Origin of the sequence: Cytobacillus oceanisediminis, from assembly GCF_022811925.1 — a bacterium.
GTDB lineage: Bacteria > Bacillota > Bacilli > Bacillales > Cytobacillaceae > Cytobacillus > Cytobacillus oceanisediminis_D.
Genome location: NZ_CP065511.1, coordinates 4,643,901 through 4,663,673, shown reverse-complemented (window position 1 = coordinate 4,663,673; position 19,773 = coordinate 4,643,901). Strand labels below are relative to the sequence as shown.

14 protein-coding genes and 1 other annotated feature are annotated in these 19,773 nt (G+C 41.3%); of the genes, 9 read left to right on the top strand and 5 right to left on the bottom strand.

What is annotated here, in order from left to right; translation table 11 throughout:
- Positions 1 to 41 precede the first annotated feature (41 nt).
- Positions 42 to 2,927 (bottom strand): transglycosylase domain-containing protein, encoded by a 2,886-nt coding sequence (locus IRB79_RS23365; protein WP_243505345.1) that lies wholly within the window; start codon positions 2,925 to 2,927, stop codon positions 42 to 44.
- Positions 2,928 to 3,081: 154 nt separating this feature from the next.
- Positions 3,082 to 3,307 (top strand) — a binding site (T-box leader).
- 77 nt (positions 3,308 to 3,384) lie between these two features.
- Between IRB79_RS23365 and tyrS the strand changes: the two genes are divergently transcribed.
- Positions 3,385 to 4,644: a tyrosine--tRNA ligase gene (gene tyrS / locus IRB79_RS23360; RefSeq protein WP_243505342.1), complete on the top strand. Its 1,260-nt coding sequence runs from the start codon at positions 3,385 to 3,387 to the stop codon at positions 4,642 to 4,644.
- A 98-nt stretch (positions 4,645 to 4,742) separates the two neighbouring features.
- Here the strand turns inward: tyrS and rpsD are convergent, their stop codons facing one another.
- Positions 4,743 to 5,345: a 30S ribosomal protein S4 gene (rpsD, locus tag IRB79_RS23355; protein ID WP_009333317.1), complete on the bottom strand. Its 603-nt coding sequence runs from the start codon at positions 5,343 to 5,345 to the stop codon at positions 4,743 to 4,745.
- A gap of 582 nt (positions 5,346 to 5,927) precedes the next feature.
- Between rpsD and IRB79_RS23350 the strand changes: the two genes are divergently transcribed.
- Positions 5,928 to 7,796, top strand: a complete 1,869-nt coding sequence (locus IRB79_RS23350) for a sensor domain-containing diguanylate cyclase (RefSeq protein ID WP_243505340.1) — start codon at positions 5,928 to 5,930, stop codon at positions 7,794 to 7,796.
- Between the two features lie 141 nt (positions 7,797 to 7,937).
- Positions 7,938 to 9,125 (top strand): methionine gamma-lyase, encoded by a 1,188-nt coding sequence (megL, locus tag IRB79_RS23345; RefSeq protein ID WP_243505332.1) that lies wholly within the window; start codon positions 7,938 to 7,940, stop codon positions 9,123 to 9,125.
- Positions 9,126 to 9,175: 50 nt separating this feature from the next.
- Here the strand turns inward: megL and IRB79_RS23340 are convergent, their stop codons facing one another.
- Positions 9,176 to 9,655 (bottom strand): GAF domain-containing protein, encoded by a 480-nt coding sequence (locus IRB79_RS23340; protein ID WP_243505330.1) that lies wholly within the window; start codon positions 9,653 to 9,655, stop codon positions 9,176 to 9,178.
- Between the two features lie 214 nt (positions 9,656 to 9,869).
- On the opposite strand from IRB79_RS23340, the gene refZ reads away from it, so the two are divergent.
- Complete coding sequence (gene refZ, locus IRB79_RS23335; protein ID WP_243505328.1) at positions 9,870 to 10,499, top strand: forespore capture DNA-binding protein RefZ; 630 nt, start codon at positions 9,870 to 9,872, stop codon at positions 10,497 to 10,499.
- Between the two features lie 6 nt (positions 10,500 to 10,505).
- On the opposite strand, the gene hisJ is transcribed toward refZ, so the two are convergent.
- On the bottom strand, positions 10,506 to 11,300 hold the full coding sequence (gene hisJ / locus IRB79_RS23330; protein ID WP_243505325.1) for a histidinol-phosphatase HisJ: 795 nt from the start codon (positions 11,298 to 11,300) through the stop codon (positions 10,506 to 10,508).
- A 365-nt stretch (positions 11,301 to 11,665) separates the two neighbouring features.
- On the opposite strand from hisJ, the gene ezrA reads away from it, so the two are divergent.
- Positions 11,666 to 13,354: a septation ring formation regulator EzrA gene (ezrA, locus tag IRB79_RS23325; protein WP_243505323.1), complete on the top strand. Its 1,689-nt coding sequence runs from the start codon at positions 11,666 to 11,668 to the stop codon at positions 13,352 to 13,354.
- A 276-nt stretch (positions 13,355 to 13,630) separates the two neighbouring features.
- Here ezrA and brnQ read toward each other — a convergent pair whose 3' ends face one another.
- Positions 13,631 to 14,974 (bottom strand): branched-chain amino acid transport system II carrier protein, encoded by a 1,344-nt coding sequence (brnQ, locus tag IRB79_RS23320; protein ID WP_243505321.1) that lies wholly within the window; start codon positions 14,972 to 14,974, stop codon positions 13,631 to 13,633.
- Positions 14,975 to 15,307: 333 nt separating this feature from the next.
- Between brnQ and IRB79_RS23315 the strand changes: the two genes are divergently transcribed.
- The 4 genes from IRB79_RS23315 to mbcS all read left to right on the top strand — a co-directional run bounded on the left by IRB79_RS23315 (position 15,308) and on the right by mbcS (position 19,746).
- Entirely contained in the window at positions 15,308 to 16,453 is a 1,146-nt protein-coding gene (locus IRB79_RS23315; RefSeq protein WP_243505313.1) for a cysteine desulfurase family protein, read from the top strand.
- The gene (gene thiI, locus IRB79_RS23310; protein ID WP_430538267.1) at positions 16,450 to 17,658 is read left to right on the top strand and encodes a tRNA uracil 4-sulfurtransferase ThiI; all 1,209 of its coding nucleotides are present in this window, start codon (positions 16,450 to 16,452) and stop codon (positions 17,656 to 17,658) included. The genes IRB79_RS23315 and thiI overlap by 4 nt, the downstream gene beginning before the upstream one ends.
- A 120-nt stretch (positions 17,659 to 17,778) precedes the next feature.
- Positions 17,779 to 17,982 carry an alpha/beta-type small acid-soluble spore protein gene (locus IRB79_RS23305; protein WP_035330326.1) on the top strand — a complete coding sequence of 68 codons (204 nt, stop codon included), beginning with the start codon at positions 17,779 to 17,781 and terminating at the stop codon, positions 17,980 to 17,982.
- 174 nt (positions 17,983 to 18,156) lie between these two features.
- Entirely contained in the window at positions 18,157 to 19,746 is a 1,590-nt protein-coding gene (gene mbcS, locus IRB79_RS23300; RefSeq protein WP_243505306.1) for an acyl-CoA synthetase MbcS, read from the top strand.
- Positions 19,747 to 19,773: the final 27 nt, after the last annotated feature.

Here is a 19,773-nt window from a genome sequence, read left to right as displayed (position 1 = left end):
AATCCCAAGCCCTGTTTGGGCCAATGGGATTCTGCTTTTCTTTAATTAGTTTCTTCACCTTCACTGGGTTCTGATGGTTTCTCAGCATCAGGCTTTTCCTCGGCTGGAGGAGGATCTTTAGGTTTTTCCTCTTTAGGTTTCTCCTCTTTCGGCTTTTCTTCTTTAGGCTTCTCTTCTTTCGGTTTTTCTTCTTCCGGCTTTTTGCCGATTTCTACTACATTGGAAGGAGCAGACTCTCTGCCGGCAATGTCAACGGCTGTTACATGGATCGAGCCGCTTCCAGCCTTAAAGCTAAGGGAGGAACCTGCTTTTATCGTACCAACTTTTTTGCCGCCGTTATAGACGCGGTATCCAATTACATCATTTTCAGGATGTGCACCCCAAGTAATAGTTTCGCCAGAAGCTTTTATGCCTGGGGATGCGGGTGCTTTACCGTTATCTTTGAGCTGGTCAGCGCTAGTCAGTATGCTCTTCCAGCGTTCTTTATTCGGAATAAGGTCGCTTGGATTCGCCTTAATTCCGAAGAGCTTTTCGATATAATCTGGATTCACAACCAATCCCGGCTCTGTAAATTCTTCAGGAGTTGAATCAAGCGCCATATATTTCTTGTTGCCGATTCTGACAAGTTTTCCATTGCCCAGGCTATCATCCACCTTTGTTGGAACAAACTTTGCATTAAATAAGTCTGTTTCAACCAGACCGGCTCTTGAGCAAGCTTCAGAAGGAAGCAGGCCTGAAATGGCACAGAATGAACGTCTTACGATTCCGCCCGGCATTTTAAAGCTTTCGCTCGGATCAACAAGATCAGGTGCGACGTCATATGCTGCATTCATCAAATCCGCCCAGAGATAGTTATTGCGCAAACTATAGCTTAGCGGTCCAGGGGCTTTTAATGATTTAGGCGTATCATATCCTGACCATATGCCGAAAGTGACATTCGGGTTGGATGCCACGAACCATGCATCTATGAATTCAGTACCAGTACCTGTTTTCCCTGCCCAATCAGAACTGAACTTCAATCTGCTCTTAATCGATGTGGCAGTTCCGCTGTTAATAACGTCTCTCATCATATCGATTGTAAGGTACGCTGTCTGTGGACTAAATACATCAACAGGCTCGGATTTATTCTGGAATATTATGTTCCCGTCTTTATCTGTGATTTTTTCAATCATATAGGCGTCAACAAACTTCCCGCCGTTGGCAAATGTAGTAAAGGCGTTCGTATTTTCTTCAACGGTTACCCCATATTCCAAAGAACCAATGGATGTAGACAAGTTTGTATAGTCAGGGCCGATCAGAGAGGTAAAGCCCATTTTTTCCAGATAAGCGGCAGGCCGCTGTCCGACTATATCCTTATAGAGCTTAACAGCTGGGACATTGTATGAATGCTTGAGTGCATGTCTGGCTGAGACGAGCCCGCTATAGGTATTCGTATAGTTCTTTGGCCAAGGCCTATTTAATCCTGGACTTAGGTATAGCGGCACATCAGGCAGAATAGTGCCGGGCGCTGCTTTTCCAAGTTCCATTGCAGGAGCATAGACTAAAAGCGGCTTCATGGTTGAACCATTTTGCCTTAGAGCGCTTGTAGCATGATTCAGCTGCTCGCGTTTGTGATCGCGTCCGCCGACAAAGCTGATGATTTTACCGGTTTTATTTTCAATCAATATGGCACCAACCTCTACGGGCTCCATGATTTGCTTATCTTCACCGGTTTCCGGGTCCTTAATCGTCTCAGGTTTGTCTGGCCCATAATAAGGGTAATTATTTTTCACCTGCTGCATTTTATCATAAATATCTTTGTTAATCGTCGTATGGATCTGGAAGCCATTCTGGCGGATCGTCCGGTCTGCCAGAGTCCTGTATTCCTCTCGGAGCTCGTCATCTTCTTTTAAGTCCTGCTCTTCGTATCCATCATTTTTTGCGAGAATCTTAGTCATGATGTTTACTGCACGTTCTTCAATTTCATACGTCAAATATGGATACTTTTCCAATGGGCTTTCTGAAGGCGTTGTGAAATCCTTGGTCAGGTCGTAAGCCAAAGCTTCCTCGTATTGCTTCTGGTCAATCTTTCCATCGTCATACATTCTTTTCAGAACGGTTTTCATCCTCGAGAAACCTGGTTCCAGATTCTCTTTGACCGTTCCTTCCCTTGTAAAAGGAGTGTAGCCGAATGGACTCTGAGGCAGCCCTGCTATGAATGCGGCCTGAGGCAAAGTTAATTCTTTAGCACTCACCCCAAAAATGCCTTTGGCAGCTGCTTCAACTCCGGCAACATTACGTCCGGATGCATTTCTTCCAAAGGTAGATACATTCAGGTAGGCTTCCAATATCTCTTTTTTATCAAAGAATTTCTCCAGTCGCAAAGCAAGCAGGATCTCTTTTGCTTTCCTTTCAAAAGAAACTTCATTCGTTAAGATTTGGTTCTTTATCAGCTGCTGTGTAAGTGTACTTCCGCCGGATTGAACAGATGAATTTGTTACTTCCTGGAACAGTGCGCGCATAATCGCTTTTGGCACCACTCCGTCATGCTCGTAGAAATATTCATCTTCAGTAGCGACAACTGCGTTAATTAAGTGTTCCGAAACATCATCAAGCTTAATTTCCTCACGTTCAAGGTCTGTTCTCAGCTTTCCTAAATATACGTTATTTGCAAAGTATATTTGCGATGTCTCTTCATAGTCATAAATATCTTTTTTCATGCTGGCATAGGATCGGATGGGTTCATCCTTTACCAGCGACGCGAAATAACCAGCTCCAAGTCCTCCCGCGAATGCACCGCCAACGACAGCCAGTATGATAAAGAGCAAAGTAAGATTCCAGATAACCTGGTACGTTATACTCGCTCCTTTAGCTGCTTTTTTATTCCCGAAAAGGCCCGGAGTTTGCCTTAATTTATCAAATAACATCTGAAACTTTTCTTTCATCATATCAATCCCCCTAAATCACATCTATTATAGCATATTGCGACATAGTAATATGACAAGGTTCGCCATTTATCTGAAATTTCCTTTTTTTGCACAGGCATTTGACATTTGGCTGATTTTTATGATAAAAATGTTTTATCTTAGACGTTAAAATATTTTACAGGCATTGATGGGAACCCAGTAATGCTTCTATCCCTGTTTCAGAAAGCCGGCGTTCGCTGCGAGCCGGTACAAATAGAAGGATGAATTACCTCCCTGAGCTTTCACTGTCAACCTGCACAGCAGTTATAGCAGTGGACGGATTATCCGTTATTCTGAAAGAGTGGAGGACAGCTGTCCTCAATTTGGGTGGTACCGCGCAAAAATGATCATGCGTCCCTGCATATTTGCAGGGGCGTTTTTTGTATGGGTGATACCCTGTTAATGCCTTGAAAATAGCCGTTAATTAGGAGGAGTTAAGATGAGTTTACTTGAAGATTTGCAATGGAGAGGGATTGTTTACCAGCAGACAGATGAAGAGGGCATTGAGAACACTCTCGGAAAAGAGGCAATCTCTTTATACTGCGGTGTAGACCCAACAGCTGACAGCATGCATATTGGGCATCTTCTGCCGTTTTTGACTTTAAGGCGCTTTCAAAAAGAAGGCCATCGTCCAATCGTTCTTGTAGGCGGAGCCACTGGCCTGATTGGAGATCCAAGCGGTAAAAGCGAAGAGCGGAAGCTGCAGACGCTGGAAACTGTACAGCATAATGTGGACTGCATAAAGAACCAGCTAAAAAGAATTTTTGATTTTGAAAGTGAAAATGGTGCAATCATGGTTAACAACTATGATTGGGCAGGCTCCATGGATATCGTTACTTTCCTGCGTGATTACGGGAAACATGTCGGAGTCAATTACATGCTCGCTAAAGACACCATTTCTTCCAGACTGGAAACGGGAATTTCCTTTACTGAATTCACTTACACCATCCTGCAGGCAATGGATTTCCTTCATTTATATGAGAACCATAACTGCAAAATGCAGATTGGCGGTAGCGACCAATGGGGGAATATCACAACCGGCCTTGAGCTCATCCGCAAAATGGCGCCTGAAGGGTCCAAGGCATATGGTCTGACCATCCCTCTGGTTACGAAAGCGGATGGAACTAAATTCGGCAAAACGGAAAGCGGAGCAATCTGGCTTGATCCGGAGAAAACATCTCCTTATGAGTTTTACCAGTTCTGGATTAACACAGCAGATGCGGATGTAATCAAATACCTTAAGTTCTTTACATTCTTATACCGTGAAGAAATTGAAGGCCTTGAAAAAGCTGTTCAGGAAGAACCGCATCTCCGCAAAGCCCAAAAAGCACTTGCTGAAGAAATGACACGCCTGATCCATGGGGATGAAGCATTGGAACAGGCTATTAAGATTACAGCAGCGTTATTCAGCGGAGAAATTAAAAACCTTTCGGCCTCAGAGATCAAACAAGGCTTTAAGGATGTTCCATCTTATGAGCATTCAGAAGGCGGAGAATTGGGGATCGTTGATTTGCTTGTTGCTGCCAAAATCTCTCCATCCAAACGCCAGGCACGTGAAGATGTGACGAATGGAGCTGTTTCAGTAAATGGAGAACGCATAACGGAGCTTGACTACACACTCTCTGATAAGGACAAGATTGAAGGCCAATTTACTGTCATTCGCCGCGGAAAGAAGAAATACTTTTTAATTAAATACTAAAATGTAAGCCCTCCTGTGACGGAGGGCTTTTTGCACAACCCAGGAATTTTCCAGACAGAAAAAAAACTGCCGAAATGTATTCGGCAGTTTTACTATTATTAACGAGAATAGAATTCAACGATTAGAGATTCGTTGATTTCAGCTGGAAGTTCAGAACGCTCAGGCATGCGAGTGAAAGTTCCTTCTAGCTTGTCTGCATCGAAAGATACGAAGTCAGGTACGAAGTTGTTTACTTCGATTGCTTCTTTAACGATGTCAAGGCTGCGAGATTTTTCGCGAAGTGTAATTGTTTGACCAGGTGCTACGCGGTATGATGGAATATCAACGCGAGATCCATCAACCATGATGTGACCATGGTTAACTAGCTGACGAGCTTGACGGCGAGTGCGTGCAAGACCTAAACGGTAAACCACGTTGTCAAGGCGTGATTCAAGAAGAATCATGAAGTTTTCACCGTGCTTACCAGGCATTTTGCCAGCTTTATCGAATAAATTGCGGAATTGACGCTCATTTACTCCGTACATATGACGAAGCTTTTGCTTCTCCTGCAATTGTAATCCGTATTCAGATAATTTTTTGCGCTGGTTTGGACCATGTTGTCCAGGAGCGTAAGGACGCTTTTCTAATTCTTTACCAGTTCCGCTTAGAGAGATTCCAAGACGACGGGATAATTTCCAGCTTGGACCAGTATAACGAGCCATTTAAGACTCCTCCTTTTGTGTTTTTATTTGGGTAAAATAAAAACAGAAACAGATGCGCACAACAATCATGTCCATTTTGTTTTCATGTACCTTCGCCCTAGCAGCAGAGGGTTACACAGTACCCCATCCCCAGAAAACTCTGGTTGAGGAACAAAATGAGTGCATCAAGGTGCTCACATAGGCTGCAATATTTTACACAAGGAGTATTATATAATTTTTAAAGGATAAAAGTCAAGATGATTTTATTTTTTACTCCTTCATATTTAAAGGATGTTTAAATTATAAGCGAAGTTTTTGTCCTTTGCCATATTTCACATGAAATTAGAAAACTTATAAAGAGTCCATTTGCAAGATATGATATAATAAAGAAAAAATTGGAATTGTTTAATTAAAGGAAGGCGGCTTCGTTTTTTTTATTTTAATGTGTATTTTTGTCGATTTCTTATCTTAAAAGATATGAATATAGGAAAGTTGAAACGAAATAGCCACATGTATGCTGAAAATATTAATTCTGGTCCGTTATAATATACCTTATTGGTTTAAAGATTCATGATCTGAGACATTTGATGGGTGATAATAAAGATGGATACACTTGAACGCCAAATCATACTTAATTTAAAAAGCCGATTTTTTGACATTATCGATACGGAGAACGGTTTCTTTCACTATGAAAAATTACTGAATGAAATGCTTTCTGCCATTAAAGCCCTTACCGGAGCTGATGAAATAACTCTGTACGTCTTTAATGAATGGAAGCAGGAGTTCTTTGCAGAAGCTGCCACGAACCCGGATGCTTTGCTTTCACCTGCTTTTTCAGGTGATTTAAAAAGATGGGCTAACAAAAACAGAGAATTGCAGAGTTTAGGCACTGAGATTAAGGAAGATCAAATCATGATTCCTCTTGTAAAGAGAGGCCAGCTGCTGGGATGCATGATTTTAACAGGTGAATCAGGCTGTTTTCATTCCTATCCAGAAAAAGTATTTCAGGAGCTTAGCGAAGAATGCGGGCAATTTCTTGATAAAGCCCAGGGTCTGGCCAAAATTGCATCTGAAGAAAAACGCTATAAACAGCTGTATCGAGTTACAGAGAAATTCCATTCCTCAATGGATATGGATATGGTGCTGGGGGAAATTATTTATACTTTACAGGAAATGTACCCCACTTTTACCTATTATCTTCTGCTGTCCCAGGATAACAATAATCATGGGGATTTGCCCATTAGAGACCTTGAATATGACAGCGAAAACATCGCGGCCATGCAGGCATATGTCACAGGGGCTGTTCAATTTGAAGATTCCCTGCAGGAAATGCGCTCTGTCTTATATGCTCCATTAAAAGGGAAACAGGGGGTTTATGGAGTGCTTCAGGTCATAGCTCCTAATACCATCATATTCCCTAAAAATGAAATTGAATTTATCACGCTTCTGGCCAATACTGCAGGCAGTGCACTGGAAAATGCGCAGCTTTATCAGCAATCCAAGCGATTGATAGCGGACCTTCAATTAATTAACGAAACATCCCACCGCCTGAATTCGAATTTGCGTCTGACAGAAACCATGAACTTCATGGCAGATCAGATTCTGCATTCCTTTGATGCTGAAGAAGCCGGTTTCATCTTGATATCTTCTGATAGTGCCGATGTGAATATAATCCAGGGCAGCACTGAATTTTTTCAAACCAAAGAGGCAGAAATCTATATTCAGTATATAAAGACAAAGATCATCAAAGAGAAAGAGTCTCTTTTTATTGGGGATTTTTCTTTACAGTTCGAGGGAACGGCCAGCTTTTACAAATCCATTATGGCTGTTCCAATGACCCAATCTGGAGCATTAAAGGGGTTTGCCCTGGTCATGCATAGTTCTCCTTATCATTTTTCATTTGAAACATTCAAGCTGCTCCAGTCTTTGATTCATCATTCCACACTTGCCTTTACCAATTCAATGCTGAGAGAAGAGCTTGAAAAGATGGTTGTAACGGATCACTTAACAAAGCTATATTCGCGAAGTTATCTGGATGATCGGATTCATCAGTCCATGAATGAAGATCATGAAGGAACATTTATGCTTGTAGATATAGATGATTTTAAATTGGTAAATGATACATACGGACATCAGGTTGGCGATGAAATCATTATTCAAGTTGCCAATTTAATAAACAGCAATATCCGCAGCACTGATATAGGTGCAAGATGGGGCGGAGAGGAGCTGGCTCTTTACCTGCCCGGTGTTTCATTGCCGGCGGGATCGCTCATTGCTGAACGGCTTGTCAGAAAGGTATGTCAAATCACAGATCCCCAAGTAACCATTTCATGCGGTGTTTCGTATTGGAGCAGGGGGAAAAATGATTCATATGCTGCGCTGTTTAAACGGGCTGACAGGGCATTATATACCGCCAAAAATACAGGGAAAAATAAAGTGATCATTGAGTCGGCTGCAGATTCATTTATCTAGGGACTGCCTTATGGAAAGGCAGTCTTTATTGATATTTTTCCAAAACAAAATACTTTCAAAAAATATACTATTATCATATGCTGAAAGAGAAGTTTATTATAGATAATAATGTAAGCGCTTGCAGTGAAAGGGAGAGGTAGAATGGATAGGAAACATCGGTTTAACTTCGAGACGCAGGTCATCCATGAAGGATACGATGCTGAAAGGTTCAAGGGGAGCCTCGCACCGCCAATATTCCAGACTTCAACTTTTACATTTGAGACAGCACAGCAGGGAGAAAAGCGTTTCTCCGGTGAGGAAGAAGGCTATATCTATTCCCGTCTGGGAAATCCAACAGTTAAGATGCTTGAAGAAAGAATGGCCGCTCTGGAAAAAGGAGAAGCAGCCCTTGCTTTTGGGTCTGGTATGGCTGCAGTTTCAGCTGTCCTGTTTGCTTTAACCAAAACAGGTGATCATATTTTATGTTCTCAGGGAGTTTATGGCTGTACATTTGGACTCCTGGAGATGATGGATGAAAAGTATAAAATCAGCCATGATTTTTCAGCTATGAAATCAAAGCAGCAGCTGCTTGATGAAATTAAACCGGAAACTGCCTGTATATATGTTGAAACTCCAATAAATCCAACAATGAAATTGGTGGATTTGAAAATCGTTGCAGAAGCAGCGAGAGAGAAAGGAATTCCAGTTGTAGTTGATAATACTTTCTGTTCGCCATATTTGCAGAATCCGATAGAACTGGGCTGTGATATTGTCATTCATAGTGCGACAAAATACATCGGGGGTCATGGTGACGTAGTTGCCGGGCTTGTAATTGGGTCTAAAGAATTTTTGGGTAAAGTCTCCATGACGACTCAAAAAGACATTGGAGGCATTATTTCACCTTTTGATGCCTGGCTGCTTCTACGTGGATTGAAAACACTTGCAGTCAGACTCGACAGGCATTGTGACAATGCGAAACAGCTTGCATCATACTTATTGGAGCATCCAAAGGTAGAAAAAGTTTATTTTCCAGGAGACAGCAATAATGCAGATTTTGAAATTGCACAAAAACAAATGAGGAGACCTGGCGGGATGATTTCTTTTACTCTAAAGGGGGATAAAGAGACTGCTCAGGAATTTATGAACCGGCTGAATCTAATTAAAATTGCCGTGAGCCTTGGAGATGCTGAGACATTGATTCAGCACCCTGCTACGATGACTCATGCAGTGGTTCCAAAGAAGTCACGTGAAAAGATGGGCATTGAAGATACTCTGCTGAGGCTTTCAGTTGGACTTGAATCGTGGGAAGATATCAGGGATGATCTGTCCCAGGCACTCGAAGGAGTCTAATACTAAAAGGAGATGGCCTCAGATACGGTCATCTCCTTTTTGCCATTCCGTTAAAGGAATGATACAAGCACTTCCGAGAAGTCTTCAAGGTATTTTTGGTCAAGTTCATCAAACCGGTTTTTTTCTGGAGAATCAATATCCAGCACACCAAGAAGATTGCCCTCTTTGACAAGCGGAATGACGATTTCAGACTGCGAAGCTGCGTCACAGGCGATATGGCCAGGGAATTGATGGACATCTTCTACACGGACTGTTTCCATTTGCCTGGCAGCTGTCCCGCAAACGCCTTTACCAAGGGGGATTCTTACACATGCCGGCAGACCCTGAAATGGCCCAAGAACCAGCTCGCCTTCTTCCATCAAGTAAAATCCTACCCAGTTTGTACGGTCCAGGAATTGATTAAGAAGTGCTGATGCATTGCTTAGATTGGCAATGCTGTTTGTTTCTCCTTCAAGAAGAGCAGAGAGCTGTTTAATCAATAATTGATAATTTTCTTCACGGGTTCCCTTGTATGATTCGACACTAAACATCACAATTCACCTTACTTCCTCAAAGATATATGAATTTCCTGGCAGAAGAACAGGAAATTAGATAGACATTGTCGAGAACTTTAAAAAGGATAAGACGATTTTAGCAAGAATGTTTAATTATCACAACAAATCCGTTTTTGAATAATGCCATAATTTATTATTCGCTCATATGTGCATGAACAGAGACTTTACAAAAGAAAGCGAGGCGGGAAAGATGAAAAAAAATTCAAAAGAGGCAATTGTGTCGGCCGCTATCTCCTTATTTAATACGAAAGGTTTCTCCGGGACTTCCATCCGTGATATTGCAGGCAAAGCACAGACAAATCCGGCGAATATCGCATACTATTTCGAAAACAAACACGGGCTGCTTGAATATTGCTTTACTGCATTTTTTGAAGGGTATATTCAGGAGATCGAGAGGGGGTTTTCATTTCTTGAGCAGGGGGCTGCTCTGAGCCTGAAAAAAATTGCGCAAAATATTATGGCTTATCAATTTGAACATAGCCATTTAACAAGATTGATCCTCCGGGAAATTTCTATAGATTCCCAAGTAGTAAGGGAAATCATGTCCACTTACTTAGCAAAGGAAAAGTTTTATTTTGGCAGGGTGCTGGAAAGGGGCATGAAAACAAAAGAGTTTCGTATCCATTCAGCCAATTATATGATTGTCCAGCTGAAAGGACTCCTGTCCATGCCATTTTTGAACACACATTATATGGCTGAAGTTCTGCATGTATTTCCTCATGAAAAATATTTCGCAGACAAATACACGAAGGAGATCTTCAATTGGGTTGATGGAGTCCTCTGCAATCATGCCGGAAAACCTTATGCTGCTGTACTCTAAAAGCATTTAAATGTGTTTCATTCTATCAAGGCCCTGACCCATTTCCTTTGCCTGATGAGAATCGGACCCATAAATCAGTGAAATGCCTTTTTGGGCCGCTGCTTCTGCTGCCCAATCGGGAGGATAGGACTCTTTGCATAACGGCTTAAAAAAACCGGCTCCGTTATAGTCAAGTTCATAGTCTTGATTCTGTACCTCATCAAGTATTTGGTTTATTTCCTCTCTAAATTCCCGATCAGCGGGATATTTTTTTTGGAACTTTTTAACCAGGGTGATATGCCCAATCCTTCTTGGTTTGAATGGTCCCAAATCTGCTTTTATAGATAAAAGCAGGGTGCGGAAATAATTCATATAAACAGCTTCAATTGAACCGTATTCTTCGATCATCTTTGCAAAAACATCGGGACTGTAGTCCAGGCATTCGTAGCGGCTCCCATGCTTTAGAAAGTGTACAGATAAAATAGAGTCATCCATATATTTCCCGTTCATATCGAGAAATTTTCGGATCTCCTGTTCAAAGCCTTCAATATAATCCACTTCAAGCCCCGCATTAATCCTGATTTTTCCTTGATAAGCAGCCTTCACTCTTGATATATCAGTAAAATACTTTTCAAGATGTTCCTTGCGCATCGCACTGTCGCAAGCAGGTGCGGGATCCTCAAAGCCCTCAGGTAGCGGAGCATGTTCAGTAAATGAAATTTCCTTAAAACCAAGATTTATTGCTTTTTCAACATAATCTTCCAATGCGTCCTTTGTCCCGTGTGGACAATAGGGGGTGTGGATGTGTCCGTCTTTTAGCATATGGAGGGCTTCCTTTCTGCAAATGTTTATAAATACAGTACTCAAGTCTCTTTTTAACATATCTCTTAAATAAAGAAGGAAATCTTTTATAAAAAGCGAATTGTTTGTATTTGAACAGCTCATATAGTTCAATAAAAAATACGGATGTTCCAGTTATTTTCCGAAAATAGCAATTTAGATAAGATATAAAAGAAGAAATTCATAAAAAAATGAAATAAATAGTCAAAAAATGTCGTTTACATGGTATCATAAAAGCATTGAAAATAACATGTGAAAATGAAGAAACGCCTGCGGGCATTTGTTATTTCTTAAATAAAGACTTTACATATACATATTGGCTCGGGAACAGAACAGGGGGCTTTAAAATGGAATACATAATTGGAGTTATAGTCATTCTTTTATGCCTATATCTCACGGGATATTTTTTTAAGAAAAAACATTATAAGGAAATTGACAGGCTGGAAACATGGAAGATGGACATAACGGACCGCCCTGTTCTAGATGAGATGTCAAGAGTTAAAAAGCTTAATATGACGGGGCAGACAGAAGAATTGTTTGAACGCTGGAGAAATGAATGGGATGAGATCGTAACATCACAGCTTCCGGATGTGGAGGAATTGTTATTTGATGCTGAAGAGAGCATCGATAAATACCGCTTTAAGAATTCCCTGGAAATCCAGCAGAGAATAGAGAAGAGATTAACTGAGATTGAAGAAAGCATAAAAAATCTGCTGAGTGAATTGAATGAGCTGGTAGGCAGTGAAGAGAAAAATAGAGCGGAAATTGAAGAATTGAAAGAAATGTATCGCCAATGCAAAAAGTCTCTGCTTGCACATCGCCATACATTCGGTAAATCAGAAATAATTCTTGAAGAACAGCTGGATGAAGCATTGGCCAAATTTGAAGAATTTGATGAGAAAACGGAGAAGGGCAATTACCTTGATGCTCGTGAAATCCTTCTTGTGATGAAAGCGCTGCTTGAGGATTCTCAGGCTAAAATGGAAGCTATCCCCAACCTGATGGTTGAGTGTCAATCCAAGATCCCTTCCCAGCTGGAAGAGTTAAGGGATGGGTACAAGGATATGCTGGATCAGGGGTATCTGCTTGATCATCTGCAAATAGATAAAGAAATTGAGAGACTTGAAGAACAAGTAACTGGATATGCAGGCTCTATTGATAAAGCGCAAATTGAGGAAGTTCAAAAAGGAGTCGAAGAGATTAAAGATAATATTGAACTTCTGTATGATCTGCTCGAAAAGGAAGTACATGCCAGACATTACTTAAGCCAGCAGGATGATGCAACAAGAAACATGCTTTATAATAATAAAGATATGAATAATCAGCTTAAGACAGAGATAACTGCTATCCGGCATAGCTATCATGTTCCAGACAAGGATCTGGAAATTCAAATCCACCTGGAGAAAAAAATAACCCAGCTCTTCAAAAAATTCGAAGTGCTGGAGCATAAAATTAATAGCGGGAGTACTCCCCATACTGTCTTGAGAGAAGAGCTTGCTGAAATCAAGGAACACATTGAGGAAATTTCAGATGAGCAGACAGCCTTTGCGGAAATGCTCCAGGCCTTAAGAAAAGACGAGATGTCTGCAAGGGAAAAAGTAAAAGAGTTAAGCAAGAAAGTGGCAGAAATGATAAGGCTTATCTCCAAAAACAATGTGCCTGGAGTTTCCCAGGAATATAAATATTTGATCCAGGATGCGAAAGAAAGCATAGATAATGTGCTGGCTAAACTCGATGAGAAACCATTGAATATTCCTGCGGTCCAGCAATATCTTGAAGTTGCGGTACTTACTGTTGATAAGGCTGCGGATTCAGTGAGTGATATGATTGAGACGATCCTTTTAGCTGAGAAAGTCATTCAATATGGAAATCGATACAGAAGCAGATATCCATCTATTGATAAAGGGTTAATGGAAGCAGAAGCTTCATTTAGAAGCTATGAATATAAAACAGCACTGGAGCAGGCTGCAGCTTCAATCGAAGAGGTCGAGCCGGGTGCGATCAAGAGAATAGAAGAAATGATAACTGAGCACTAAAAAACCAGATCCGATTGGATCTGGTTTTTTGTTGTCTAGGAATTTATAAAATATAACGGTATGAATAACTTTGATGAAAAATTATCTGCATCCAGCTCCAGCGCCTAGCCCCTCGGGTCATAAGCCAAATCACTCCAGAAATCAGGATTTCCTACGTGATTCGTCTTATGCCTGTCGGACTTGCACAGGATGTGCTGGCTTCAACTAAAAACCGCCACAGGACGTGGCGGTTTTTAGTTGAAGTTCATCTGATCAAGGCGCTTCCGCCTTTGTTCTTTAGTCATTTACAGCAATTGGCTTTTTAGCTTCTCCGAAAGCTATTGCCAGGAAGAAACCTATTACAGCTCCTGCAATGGCAGGCACAATCCAGCCGATTCCTTCAGCAAAGAATGGCAGGAATTGCAGTGAGTCTGTGATGACGGATACATCCATTCCAGCAGTTTTTAACCCATCCACAAAACTAATTAAGCCTGTGGGAATTAAAGCCCCTATATATACCGCAGAGTATCCATTAAAGGCATTGTGCATAAAGGAAAGCAGAATCAGCACGATGGCCAGAGGATAAATAATGATTAAGATTGGCAATGAAAGTTGAATCAGCTGAGTTAAACCAATGTTTGCAACCACCATGCTGAACAGCGAAAGAATGATGACAATGGTTTTATAAGGTACTTTTGGGAGCAGCTTATGAAAGTACTGCGCACAAGCGGAAACGAGTCCGATAGACGTTGTAAGGCATGCTACCGTAATGGCCAGCCCAAGGATCAATGCTCCCGCAGCTCCGAATAGATATTGAGAAGCGGCGGATAGGACAGCACCGCCATTATCAAGTTGACCTATAGCTTCCATACTTGATGCCCCAATATACGCAAGGGACAGGTATACTGCCGCAAGACCAGCAGCTGCTATAAGTCCGGCAGTAATGCATATTTTCATAAGTGAATGTTTATTTGTCACACCCATACCCTGTATTGAACCAATAACAATAATACCGAATACTAAAGCTGCAATTGTATCCATAGTCAGGTAGCCTTCAATGAAGCCTTTAAAGAACGGCCCCTCTGCATATGCCCCCATCGGTGCTTTTAATTCGCCCATTGGAGTAATGATGCTTTTAATAACCAGAACAGCAAGGATTATGAGGAGTGCAGGCGTGAAAATATTGCCGATCCTATCCACTAACTTAGATGGATTCAAAGAAAGCCATGCTGTAATGCAAAAGAAGACAATGGTATAAGCTAATAAAGTATAAGCGCTATTGGAAGCGGTTTCAGGCAAGAACGGAGTAATCCCTATTTCAAAAGCAACGGTTCCGGTACGCGGAATTCCGAAAAATGGTCCGATGGCTAAGTACATAATAATCGTAAAAATAATTCCATATAAAGGGTGTACACGGCTTGCAATCGTCTGTAAATCACCATTTTTGGCAATGGCAATAATGCCTAATAGCGGCAATCCGACCCCTGTAATTAAAAATCCGATAATAGCAGTCCATACATTCATTCCGGCAGATTGTCCCAGGAATGGAGGGAAAATCATATTCCCTGCCCCAAAAAATAGAGCAAACAACATGAGTCCGACGGCGAGAATTTGTTTTGGTGCTAATGTTTTATTCTCCATATATATCCTCCTGAAAATGGTTCCATATCTTAATGTTTAGAACATTTTCATATTAGCACAGGTGCTAAAAAAAATGTCGAAAAAATACGAAGTCTTAATATTTAGTATTTTATAATATCAGACTAGAGCTGTCCTTTACTCAAAGTGCAATATTATCAGCTTTCCACGGGGGCAGCATTTCATTCATTTTGATTAAACTGTACAAACTTGAATAATTTAATAGTAAAGAAATGAATATTTGACACAAAAGCTTCAATTACATTTCCAATCTTACGTGGTTATGATATGATTTACAGTTGGCAAAAGGGTTTTCGGAACGGAAAGGAGAAGTCCGTGATTTATTTAGATAACAGTGCAACGACAAAACCATATAAAGAAGTGCTTGAATCTTTTATAAAGGTTTCTTCAGAATACTTTGGGAATCCCTCTTCCCTGCACGAATTCGGCGGAAAGGCAGAGAGGCTGCTCATGCAGGCACGTGAGCAAATTGCTCAACTGCTGAATGTTAAGCATAATGAGGTGTATTTTACATCAGGAGGGACAGAGAGCAATAATCTTGCAATAAAAGGAACGGCTTTAATGCATAGGAAAAGAGGCCGCCATATTATCACAACTGGATTGGAACATGCTTCAGTGAAGGAAGCGATGGAGCAGCTGAAGGAATTGGGCTACCGCATTTCCATCATTGCACCGGATAAAGACGGTATTGTCCATGCTGAAGACATTGAAAAGGAAATTACACCGGAAACTATTTTAGTCTCAGTCATGCATGTAAATAATGAAATTGGTTCCATTCAGCCAATAAAAGAAATTGGAGAGATGCTGAAGAAGCATTCGCGAGTGATATTCCATGTAGATAACGTCCAGGGAATCGGAAAGGTTCCTCTTGATCTTTATCAAGCCAGCGTGGATCTGTGTACGATTTCAGCTCATAAATTCCACGGTTTAAAAGGGAATGGGGTTTTGTTCATTCGTGATGGCCTTCGTCTTTCACCGTTATTATCCGGGGGCAATCAGGAATGGAAAATGAGAAGCGGCACAGAAAATGTAGCTGGCATTGTAGCAATGGCAAAGGCGCTAAGGCTTACAATAAATAATATGGAAAGGCATTTGAGCCGGCTTATATCTATTAAAAGGTATATTTTTGAGGAAATGAATGAAATCGGGAATATTACTGTCCATACCCCCGAAAGAAACTCTGCTCCTCATATTGTGAATTTTTCCATAGAAGGATTCAAAGCAGAGGTATTTGTCCACGCTTTAGAAGAGCGCGGGATTTATATATCAACTACAAGTGCCTGCTCTTCAAAGAAAGCTGCTGCCAGCAGCACCTTGATGGCTATGGGAATCCCTGAAAAAGATGCGAAAAGTGCAGTCCGGGTCAGCTTATCTTATGATAATACAATGGAAGAGGCAGAGGTTTTTGCTGAGGCAGTAAAAGAGACCGTTATAAGGCTAAGAGAGGTTATGAAATCATGATAAATTATGATCGTATACTTATACGATATGGAGAAATCTCCACAAAAGGAAGAAACCGCAATAAGTTTGTGGATAAATTAAGAAAAAGCATATTGGATGTGCTCAATGAATTTCCCGGGATCAAGATTGAATCTACAAGAGACCGAATGTATGTTGTCTTGAATGGTGCAGATGGCAGAGAGGTTTCTGATCGCCTCAAGGGCATCTTTGGCATTCAGTCTTTCAGCCCTGCTGTTAAAACCACTAAAGATATCGAAGAAATGAAGACAGCCGCATTGGCGTTATTCTTAAAACATTTTGAAGAAGGAAAGACTTTCAAAATTACGGCTAAGAGAGCGGATAAAAGCTTTCCTTTAAATACAGACGAACTCAATCATGAATTTGGCGGACACCTGCTGAAGAATGTGCCGGGTCTAAAAGTGAACGTAAAAAAACCGGATATAAATCTGCAAATTGAAGTTCGCGAAGAGGCGGCTTACTTATCATGCGAAACCATTCAGGGTGCTGGCGGACTTCCTGCAGGTTCGAGCGGAAAAGCCATGCTTATGCTCTCTGGGGGAATTGACAGCCCGGTAGCAGGTTACTTGTCCATGAAGAGGGGATTGGAAATTGAAGCTGTCCATTTTCACAGCCCGCCTTTCACGAGTGAGCGCGCAAAGCAAAAAGTAATTGATTTAACTGAAAAACTTTCTAATATTGCTGGAACCGTTGTACTCCATATTGTCCCTTTTACAGAGATTCAGCAGCTGATCCATCAGCAGGTTCCGTCGAATTATACGATGACGGCTACAAGACGATTGATGCTCCGGATCACTGATGAAATACGCAATAAAAATGATGGTCTTGCCATCATCACGGGGGAAAGCCTTGGACAGGTAGCCAGCCAGACACTCGAGAGCATGTTTGCCATTAATGATGTGACAACAACACCTATCCTGCGGCCGCTTATCACAATGGATAAATCAGAAATCATCGAGATTGCCCAAAGCATCGATACCCACGATATATCCATCAGGCCATTCGAAGATTGCTGTACCGTATTTGTTCCATCATCCCCAAAAACAAAACCAAAGCGTGACAAAGTCCGCCGCTTTGAAAGCTTTGTTGATTTCGAACCTCTCATCGCAAAAGCAGTTGAGGATACCGAAAAGATGGTTATTAAACCTCAATCGCGCAATGAAGAGTCTTTTGGGGAGTTATTTTGATCTAAATGCAGGTTAATTGTTAAATTTAACTTCAAAAAATAATACAACAATTACCAATTAATTAGTGTATATGGCCATGTGATTCTACACATTCTATACTCACAAGGAGGTGAAAATCACATGGCAAACAACAACAGCTCAAACCAACTTCTAGTTCCTGGAGTACAACAAGCTCTTGACCAAATGAAGTACGAAATCGCTACTGAATTCGGTGTAAACCTTGGTGCTGAAACTACTTCCCGCGCTAACGGTTCTGTAGGTGGAGAAATCACTAAGCGTTTAGTTCAAATGGCTGAACAGCAATTAGGCGGTTTCCAAAGATAATTAAATAATATGGCTACAAGGAGCAGGAATCATTCCTGCTCCTTATTTTTGTGCGAAAATTATTTTTCAAAAAATAAATAATTTTAAATTTTATAATAATTTAGTATAATAATTTCTATAGATTACGCATCCAAGTTCAGACACCAGCAAATGAAATTGTCAGGGGGAGATTTGATGAAACGGGAAGACTTAATTGCACCGGAGAAATACAATCTCGTATCAGAAATGGAGCGGTTTGCCGGAGATAAGGACAAACTTGCAATAAAGTGGGAAAATGAGCAGGGAGAAAAGAAAGAGATTACATACAGTGAACTGATACTTAATGCAAATAGAATTGGAAACGTTTTCTTAGAAAATGGTCTGAATAAAGGGGATGTTATTCTGATCATTGTTCCAAGACTGATTGAAGCGTATCAGGTTTACATTGCATCATTAAAAGCGGGAATTGTCGTCATACCAAGTTCAGAAATGCTTCGGTCGAAAGATCTCCAATACCGCATTAATCATGGGGATGTTAAAGGTATTGTAAGTTATTATCCATATGTTGACCAATTTAAAGATATTAAGGAAGCAGCAGCCCTGCCGAAGTTTGTGATAGGCGGAAACGCAGAAGGCTGGATCGGGCTGGATGAGGAAATGAAAAAGGCTTCCGATGAACTTTCGTTGGCTGATACTTCCCGGGATGACATGGCGTTTCTTTCATATACATCAGGAACAACAGGAAATCCCAAAGGTGTAGTACATACACATGGCTGGGCATTTGCTCACCTAAAAACAGCAGCACCGAACTGGCTATGCATTAATGAAGGCGATACAGTATGGGCAACAGCAGGCCCTGGCTGGCAAAAGTGGATCTGGAGCCCATTCCTTTCTGTTTTGGGTTCTGGTGCAACTGGACTTGTCTACAATGGAAAGTTCGAGCCGAAGAAATATTTGCAGCTGTTAGAGGATTATCAGGTAAATGTCCTTTGCTGTACGCCGACTGAATACAGGCTGATGGCAAAGGCTGAAAATATTCATGAATACAAGCTGCCGGCGCTTCATAGTGCTGTTTCAGCCGGTGAACCGCTAAACCGCGAAGTGATTGATACATTCAAAAAGCATTTTAACGTAAATGTCCGTGACGGGTATGGGCAGACAGAAAATACCCTGCTTGTAGGCATTACGAAGGATATGGAGCTAAAAGCAGGTTCAATGGGCAAACCGACCCCTGGCAACAGAGTTGACATTATCAATGAAGAAGGTGAGGTATGTGCTGTTGGTGAGGTAGGAGATATCGCTGTCCATGTCGAAACTCCTGCGCTCTTCAAAAACTATTATAAAGATCCGGAAAGAACAGCTATGCAATTCCGCGGAGATTACTATATTACCGGAGATAAAGCAAAGAAAGATGAAGATGGCTATTTCTGGTTTGAAGGCCGCGGTGATGATATTATAATCAGTTCAGGCTATACCATTGGACCTTTCGAGGTGGAAGATGCGCTTGTAAAGCATCCATATGTAGCGGAATGTGCAGTTGTGGGGAGTCCGGATGAAGTGCGCGGATTGATCGTTAAAGCATTCGTTGTATTAAGGGAAGGTGTTGACCAAAGCGACCCTAACCTTGTTTCCCAGCTGCAGGAACATGTAAAAGAGCTGACGGCTCCTTATAAATACCCTCGGAAAATTGAATTTCTATCAGAGCTTCCTAAAACTACTTCAGGAAAAATTATGCGTGTGGAGTTACGGAAAAAAGAAGCGGAGACTGCTTCAGCGCAAAACTGAATGCTATGAAAAATGCAGGCGGGAATT

Bases quoted from the DNA above. Each gene is read 5' to 3' on its own strand.
- IRB79_RS23365 (WP_243505345.1), bottom strand. From the start codon at position 2,927: ATGATGAAAGAAAAGTTTCAGATGTTATTTGATAAATTAAGGCAAACT.
- tyrS (WP_243505342.1), top strand. From the start codon at position 3,385: ATGAGTTTACTTGAAGATTTGCAATGGAGAGGGATTGTTTACCAGCAG.
- refZ (WP_243505328.1), top strand. From the start codon at position 9,870: ATGAAAAAAAATTCAAAAGAGGCAATTGTGTCGGCCGCTATCTCCTTA.
- mbcS (WP_243505306.1), top strand. From the start codon at position 18,157: ATGAAACGGGAAGACTTAATTGCACCGGAGAAATACAATCTCGTATCA.
- IRB79_RS23350 (WP_243505340.1), top strand. From the start codon at position 5,928: ATGGATACACTTGAACGCCAAATCATACTTAATTTAAAAAGCCGATTT.
- brnQ (WP_243505321.1), bottom strand. From the start codon at position 14,974: ATGGAGAATAAAACATTAGCACCAAAACAAATTCTCGCCGTCGGACTC.
- ezrA (WP_243505323.1), top strand. From the start codon at position 11,666: ATGGAATACATAATTGGAGTTATAGTCATTCTTTTATGCCTATATCTC.
- hisJ (WP_243505325.1), bottom strand. From the start codon at position 11,300: ATGCTAAAAGACGGACACATCCACACCCCCTATTGTCCACACGGGACA.
- rpsD (WP_009333317.1), bottom strand. From the start codon at position 5,345: ATGGCTCGTTATACTGGTCCAAGCTGGAAATTATCCCGTCGTCTTGGA.
- IRB79_RS23340 (WP_243505330.1), bottom strand. From the start codon at position 9,655: ATGTTTAGTGTCGAATCATACAAGGGAACCCGTGAAGAAAATTATCAA.
- thiI (WP_430538267.1), top strand. From the start codon at position 16,450: ATGATAAATTATGATCGTATACTTATACGATATGGAGAAATCTCCACA.
- IRB79_RS23305 (WP_035330326.1), top strand. From the start codon at position 17,779: ATGGCAAACAACAACAGCTCAAACCAACTTCTAGTTCCTGGAGTACAA.
- megL (WP_243505332.1), top strand. From the start codon at position 7,938: ATGGATAGGAAACATCGGTTTAACTTCGAGACGCAGGTCATCCATGAA.